Source organism: Nesterenkonia sphaerica, from assembly GCF_005771565.1.
Taxonomy (GTDB): Bacteria; Actinomycetota; Actinomycetes; order Actinomycetales; family Micrococcaceae; genus Nesterenkonia; species Nesterenkonia sphaerica.
Genome location: NZ_VAWA01000034.1, coordinates 1 through 6,894, shown reverse-complemented (window position 1 = coordinate 6,894; position 6,894 = coordinate 1). Strand labels below are relative to the sequence as shown.

General features: G+C 60.9%; 6 protein-coding genes. 3 read left to right on the top strand and 3 right to left on the bottom strand.

Translation table 11 applies throughout. The annotated features are described in order from the left end of the window. The coding region (locus tag FEF27_RS12765; protein WP_243729248.1) for an SMODS domain-containing nucleotidyltransferase at positions 1 to 1,106 on the top strand (1,106 nt) is incomplete at its 5' end. Beyond that, the gene (locus FEF27_RS12760) at positions 1,103 to 2,779 is read left to right on the top strand and encodes a ThiF family adenylyltransferase (RefSeq protein WP_208009882.1); all 1,677 of its coding nucleotides are present in this window, start codon (positions 1,103 to 1,105) and stop codon (positions 2,777 to 2,779) included. The genes FEF27_RS12765 and FEF27_RS12760, both read left to right, overlap by 4 nt. A 382-nt stretch (positions 2,780 to 3,161) precedes the next feature. Here FEF27_RS12760 and FEF27_RS12755 read toward each other — a convergent pair whose 3' ends face one another. Beyond that, positions 3,162 to 3,950: a hypothetical protein gene (locus tag FEF27_RS12755; RefSeq protein ID WP_138171264.1), complete on the bottom strand. Its 789-nt coding sequence runs from the start codon at positions 3,948 to 3,950 to the stop codon at positions 3,162 to 3,164. Positions 3,951 to 4,285: 335 nt separating this feature from the next. Here FEF27_RS12755 and FEF27_RS12750 point away from each other — a divergent pair, with 335 nt between their 5' ends. Next, positions 4,286 to 5,509, top strand: a complete 1,224-nt coding sequence (locus FEF27_RS12750) for an MFS transporter (RefSeq protein ID WP_166430027.1) — start codon at positions 4,286 to 4,288, stop codon at positions 5,507 to 5,509. 18 nt (positions 5,510 to 5,527) lie between these two features. Here the strand turns inward: FEF27_RS12750 and FEF27_RS12745 are convergent, their stop codons facing one another. Continuing rightward, positions 5,528 to 5,731, bottom strand: a complete 204-nt coding sequence (locus FEF27_RS12745) for a hypothetical protein (protein ID WP_138171262.1) — start codon at positions 5,729 to 5,731, stop codon at positions 5,528 to 5,530. Positions 5,732 to 6,304: 573 nt separating this feature from the next. Then, the coding region (locus FEF27_RS12740; protein WP_166430026.1) for a protein kinase domain-containing protein at positions 6,305 to 6,894 on the bottom strand (590 nt) is incomplete at its 5' end.

Below are 6,894 nucleotides of genomic sequence, written 5' to 3'. Positions count from 1 at the left end.
GGCTTGACGAAAACCATAGAGGCACCCCCCTGCCCGAATGTCCGATGTCGGTTTTATCATATGAACTACACAGCTGTAATTCATCCATCGCTGTGGCATCGATGGCTAAGCAGGAGGGGCACATGCAACTCGCAGACCACTTCGGAGTGCTTCTCCGAGACACCGTTAACCTAAGCCAGTTTCGACTCGACACTCTTGATGACCGGGTTTCGAAGATCTACTCTGCCCTTCAGAAGGACGGCGATCTGGGGCCACGAGTGCTCGGAATGAGCAAGCAGGGCTCGTGGGCACACCGGACCATCATCAGTCCTGTCGGCGAGAACGAGTTCGACGCAGATTTCATGCTGCATCTGGAAGACGACACCACGTGGACGCCGCAGGACTTCCTAACCAACGTGAAGTCTGCCCTCATGCGCAACTCCGTGTACAGGTCTATGACCGTCAATCGCAAAAACCGGTGCGTTCGTGTCGTGTACGCAAATTCCTGCCACATCGACATTGTTCCCGCCATTAAGCGCGGAGGACTCGAGTACGTGGCGAACTATAAGGACAATCTATGGGAGGCAACAGACCCGGAAGGCTTCACCCGATGGATGAAAGAAAAAGATGACCTCGCCGGAGGCAACCTCCGACGCGTAATCCGCCTGATGAAGTTCCTCCGAGATCACCGCGGCTCGTTCACAGGAACTCGCTCAGTTATTCTAACCACCCTCCTCGGCGAGCAGGTACAGGCACATCGCACCCTCGGCGACGCCGGCTATTACAAGAACGTTCCGACCTCACTCGTACACATCATCGAAGACCTCGACACCTATCTTTCGGCCAACCCCACCAAGCCGGTCATAATGGACCCCTCCGGCTCTGGGGCCAGCTTCGACCACCGTTGGACGCAGGAAACGTATACGTACTTTCGCGAACGCATCCACGCGCATGCTGCGGAGATGCGAGCTGCATATGACTCGTCCTCGAAAGACGACAGCGTAGCAAAGTGGAAAGCACAATTCGGCGAAGGGTTCAAAGCGCCCTCCAGCTCAGAAGCGAGCACGCCATTCGGGGAGCCCAAGTCACCTCCCGCGGCACCGAGTCTCTCCGGGCGCGCGGGGTGACTTCAGCCACGTCGCCTTCTTCTTGGCAAAAAGCCTTCGTCGCAGATCTCGAGACTGTCATCCGGGCTAAGCCGGGATTCGTCGTCATCCGCGAGCGGCGCAAGCTTTCAGACGATGGGACCGTTCCCATCCAGCTTGCAATACAAACTTCGGCTATTCCGCATGCTGAGGGTGGCTTGGCGCTGGAGCCGACCGAGCTGGTTGAGGTGACCGTTCCTAGGAGCGCGCAACGGCCGCCGACAGTACACGTAACCCACCCACGCTTCGTAGGATACCCGCATGTTCTCAACGGACTTCTGCTCTGCATCTACCTCGACCCGAGCAGGGAATGGAGCCCTGATGATGGAGCCGTCGGCTTCCTGAACCGGCTATGGGGATGGTTCGAGGCGGCGGCCGGCGGCAAGTTCGACCCGCACACCGCCCTGTTCCACGCTGTCGGAGGAACTGACCACACCGACCCTTCGACTCCCACGGTCGTTGTCCGTCATGAAATTGAAAGAGGGCGTCGCCGCGTCTTTTTCTCACGACGGAGTGACCACCGTTTCGACATGCAGCTTGACGATCATCCCGACCGCCTCAGCGTCCCCGTCGTGACAGCCGATGCGCCCCTCCCCCTCGGCCCCGGCACCACTATCTTCGAGCTCAGTATGACTTTGGATGACCCTGACATGAAGCGCGGTGGACAACCTGCCCTCGGCATGCGCCCCACGCACGAGTCGCTCTACCTCGTCCTCGTTGCCGCTGCCAAGCGGAACTCTGCCGCATCACCCCAACCATTCGTGCTCCGCGTCCCCCATCCTGCTGGCGGGACACCACACGTGCTGGTGGGGTCAGTTTCGGCAGACATCGCGGACGCTCTCCGCGGCGGCCAGGAAGTTTCAGACCCGAAAATCGCATGGTGGCGAGTATCGGACGAACGGGCCTCGGTGACGACACGCCGCGACTCAACACGACCAACAGTAGCGTTTGCCGAGCGAGAGATCCTTCTTATCGGCTGCGGCGGACTGGGGTCATGGATTGCCGAGTTCATCGCTCGTGCCGGAGCGAGACGAATCGTGTTGTCCGACTCGGCGACCATCACGGGCGGACTTCTCGTCAGGCAGAACTACACCGAAGCCGATCTCGGGTCGCAAAAAGAAGCAGGATTAGCGAAACGTCTCCGCGCCATCAACGATTCTGTCGACGTCGAGGTGCTCAGCGACTCCGAGGGGGGTGATTTCGCGGATTTTGACCTCATCATTGACGCGACCGTCAGCTTGGCTCTCAGCCAATCGCTCTCCTCAGCAAGCTTGACAGTTATGACCGTACAGGTAGCAGTAGATCCTCGAACGGCCTCAACCGGCATGGTGTTGATCAAGCCGGACTCCTGCCCGGAGACACTCGCTGAACTCGACCATCGTGCCGGAAAGATCGTCGGCCAGGATCCACGGCTCGAGGACTACCACTCGCTGTGGTCCCCTGGGACTCACGATATGTTGGTGCCAACCCGCGGTTGCTCAGTACCAACGTTCCATGGCTCGGCGGCGGACTTAGCATCAGCCGCTGGCGTCATGGTCTCACTGGTCGGACAGCAGTTGCTTGCGCCGACCGCCGGCGTGCATCTATTCAGCCTTCCTCACAGTGCCTCCCCTGATACCCCTGCTTCGGTGTTTATCACGCTCGAACCCGCGTGATAGAGGATCGGTTCCTGCTAGAACCCCGCTACCACGTCAGCGACGACTGCGCGCCACGGGGCAGGTCACGAGGCCGTGTGAGCGACAGGTCACCTTGTACTCGGCACCGCTCCTACACGTTAAACCCACCGTGAACTCGATTCCGACTACCTCAGGATTGCCTATCAACTCGCCTATCCAAGGCTACGAACCCGAAGACGGGCTGAACCACCATTGCCATTCCTCGCAGCCCTGTCCACTCATGCCCTAGTTTGGGGCAGACAGCCCGAACCCAATTGAACATCACACCGGGGCTCGATGAGCCTCTGTCGGCTTCTGTCTAAGCTACTTATGCCCGCCAGAGGTTAATCCACTCCTGAACGTGCTGACGTCGTTGCCGCCTTCACCAATCAACGGGGATGTTCCTGAACACGTAGTTCTCGCGTTTAGCGATTACCTCTACAGCCTTCAAGATCCTGCTCCGCATGCAGATGAGCGCATTTGAGAACCTCTCGAAGTTCGGATCTCCCGAAGTTACCTGGATCTCATCCACTCGAACATCGTTGAGAGTGACGATGAACTCCTGGACAGCGGCTTCGATACCTGAAATGGCCCGCCCCAAGTCCGAATCCATGTCCAAGACTCGAGACCGCATGTCAACGAGTTTTACGCGAAGGGCGTCGACCGCCTTCCAGACGTACTCTGGGCACTCACGCGCGTCATCAAAGTACATGAAACGGTGATCGTCTAGCCAAGCGAGCATCGCACGTGCCCAATCGTGGCCGACTCGGACTTCAGCGAGCTTCAGGAGACTCTGTTCCAGATCCAACCCCACGAGAGCAGACGCTCGATCTTCGTGTTCGCGTTTCCACTCGAGGAGAAGCTCCTCCGAATACACCTCCCAGTCCGCATCAACGCGATAATGACAGGGCAGACACAGCCATATCGCGTTCTCCTCATCACCACGCTTCGCCTGAGATCCGTCAGGCAGTGTTACGTCGTCAGTTCGACGCGGCCCCGCCTGGGAAGCGGGAAGTATGTGCGCAGCCTGAGCAATCGCTCGCGGCTTACCTTTTTCGGTCGAGAACCCTGTAACGCGCAGGCAATCAGGGTTTGAGCAGACGTACATCGCCTTGCGTGCCACGAGTTGGCGCACGCCCGCTGTGAACTCAACTCGCTTGCCGTTCGTCACTTCTTCCCACCAGAGGTTAGTCCGCTTTTGAACTCGACCGCGTTCTAAGTCGGATAGCTGCTGATGGAGGCCATCAAGGAGACCGGCCCTGCTGGTTGTGGAGCCACAGACAAGCACAACATCGAAGTGCTTATGTTTTAGTTTTGCGCCCCGAAGGGGCCAGTCGTAAGCTGAAAGCACCGACCAGCACGGGCGGCTAGGGTTCCGCCGGCATCAGCCGGGCCTGGTTCGAGCGCCGCAGTATGCCGCAGAGGCGGCATGGATCTTACGGGATAGAAGCCTTCAGGAGTGGAGTCGGCATGTTGCCATGCCGTCCTCAGCCTGAAAGGTTCCCCGTGTCCTCTCCCACCGCTCCCTCACCTGACCCAGGTTTCCGCCGTCTGGTCTACCCTTTGGCACTCAGCGTCGGTGTAGGCTTCGGCGCCATTCTCTACGGCACCTCGGTGCTGATCACCTCCAGTGCAGCCGGTGCGCAGTTCTCCCTGTCACTGCTCTCCCTGGCCTTCTCCGGCTCGGTGCTCACCGGTGCCGCCGCTGCAGTCCCGGTGGGCCGGTACGCCGATAGGCACGGGATCCGAGCAGTAGTGGCTCTCGGGGGCCTGCTGGTGTTCATGGGGTTCCTGGGCTTCGCCGTCAGCAGCTCCGGCTGGCAGGTTCTCGCGGCATGGTGGCTGCTGATCGGTCCCGGGAGCACGATGGTGCTGTTCGAACCAGCCTTCATCGCCATGCAGCAGTGGTTCACCCGGGAGCAGCGCAACCGCGCCGCAGGCACATTGACCCTGATCACCGGGCTGGCCGGGCCGGAGTTCATCCCTTCGGTCTCCTATCTGGTGGAGGCCTTCGGCTGGCGGACCACGGCGGTACTGCTGGGGGCGTCCGTACTGGTCGTCTCGGGGCTGACGGCTGGGTGGGCGCTGCGCGCAGCACCGGTCCCGCAGCGGCTGGAAGAACCGGAATCTGCGTCCCCGGGTGGCGCGGAGGCGCAGGGGGTGAAGCGGGGCCTGCCGGCAGGGTTCCTGCTACTGAGCATCGCGGTGGCCCTGACCATGGCCGTGCTGGAGGCTTTCAACGTGCACCGCATTGCGCGGTTCGAGGCTGCCGGTTTCGACCCGTCCGTGGTGGCGTGGTGGGCGGCCGCAGTGGGACTGCTGAGTCTGCCCGCTCGGTTCCTGCTGCCGGTGCTGGCCAACCGGCTCGACTCCGCAAAGCTCTACATGGGCCTGACAGTACTGATCATCCCAGCCGTCTTGCTTGCGGTGCGAGGGACTGAGGCCTGGGAGATGTATGGGCACTTCATCCTCTTCGGCCTGCTGTTCGGAGCGTTCATCCCCCTGCAGGCGGTGATTATGAGCGACTGGTACTCCGGTGCCACCTTCGGCACGCTGATGGGCATCCAAGCGGTCGGGATCGCCTTAGGCCGTGCCGCCGGACCAGCAGCAGTGGGATGGCTGGCGGAGACACCGTGGGGCTATCCGAGCGGGATGGCCCTGCTGGTGCTGCTACTGGGGCTCAGCCTGGGCCTGCTGCTCATCGCGGCCCGGCGTCGCACACGGGGATAGGCCCGCCCGCGGGCCTCCTCACCCGACTTTGCGGTACTTGCGGTGGATGGTCTGCTTGGTGACGCCCAGCAGAGTTCCGATCTCACCCCATTTGAGCCCAGAGTTCCTGGCCTTGCGAACCGCGATCTCTTCACGGCGGGCAAGCTCTTTCTTCGCCTCGGCCACCGCGACAAGCTCCTGCAGCACGTTGTCGCCGTCATCGGCCCCTACTGCAGTCTTCATAGGGTCAGCATATGCTGACGAAAGCTGAGGCCGCCAGACTGTCCACTCTCAGCCGAAACGCACACCTCTGGGAAGATGGAGCCATGTCCAAGCGCAGGAAGAAGGCGCGGGGAACCCCAGCTCAACGGCGGCGGAGGCTCGGGTCGCGGAGCCCTGCCGCCGCGAAGCCCCTAACCCGGTGAGCATCGGGCAACTGCGCAACCCTGCGTAGGCAGTCAGCGCCGCCCAGAGGTTAATCCGCTTTTGAACTCGACCGCGTTCAGATGCTTCCCGAAACCTCTCGGCGCGGTGTGTGCATAGGCAGGGTTATGCACAGCGGTCGCGCGCAGTAGATTCGCTCTCACCTCGCGCATACCTTCAAAGCCTCAGCGATCGTACGGTGCCCCTGTGCTTCGAAAGCTTGCTCCGATGCGGCATAGACGGCGGTACCCATAGCCTCTTCCAGATACGTCAATCCCCACAGCTCATTCTCATCACGGGGGTCGGCCTCGCAACCAGCGTAGAAGGCCTCTTCCAGCTCCGTTGCTGCAGTTAGCGACTAATGCCAGCGTCGGCCGGTAACAGCAGGTCAGCCTACGCCGGAGCCTCGCTGGTCACGGTCGTGTCCAGCGCTTCGACGGCAGCGATCAGCTCCATCACCGACTGGTAGCGCCGGTCAGGCTGAGAGTCGATGCACTTGTGGATGATCTGCTCCATCGGAGTTGCACTACTCCGCCCCACGTTCTTCCGCCCAGTGAAGATGTAGAGCAACACGAAGCCGGCAGCGAAGATGTCATGGACAGCACCGAAGTCCTTAAACGAGCCTAGAGCCGGGTCAATCTTCGTGCCCTTGAGTTCGGTCTCCGTCATCGTGAACTCGGACCCCTTGAGCTTGGCAAGGCCGAAGTCGGAGAGCTTGACCAGCACAGCTGAACCACCGAAGGTGCGGAGCAGGACATTTCTGGTGCTCAGATCCCGGTGAAAGTGCCCCTTGGAGTGGATGAAGTTGAGGCCGTAGAGGAACTGCAGCGCGATCCGCTTGCGGGTCGTCGGGCCGAATCCCGGCTGGTTGTTGCGCTTGGCGACGTAGTCCTCCAGTGAGGTGTCGCAGTGCTCCATCGTGTACGACCAGTCCGACTCCTTGAAGTTGTAGACTGAACCGTACTGGGTTTGGTTCCGTCCTT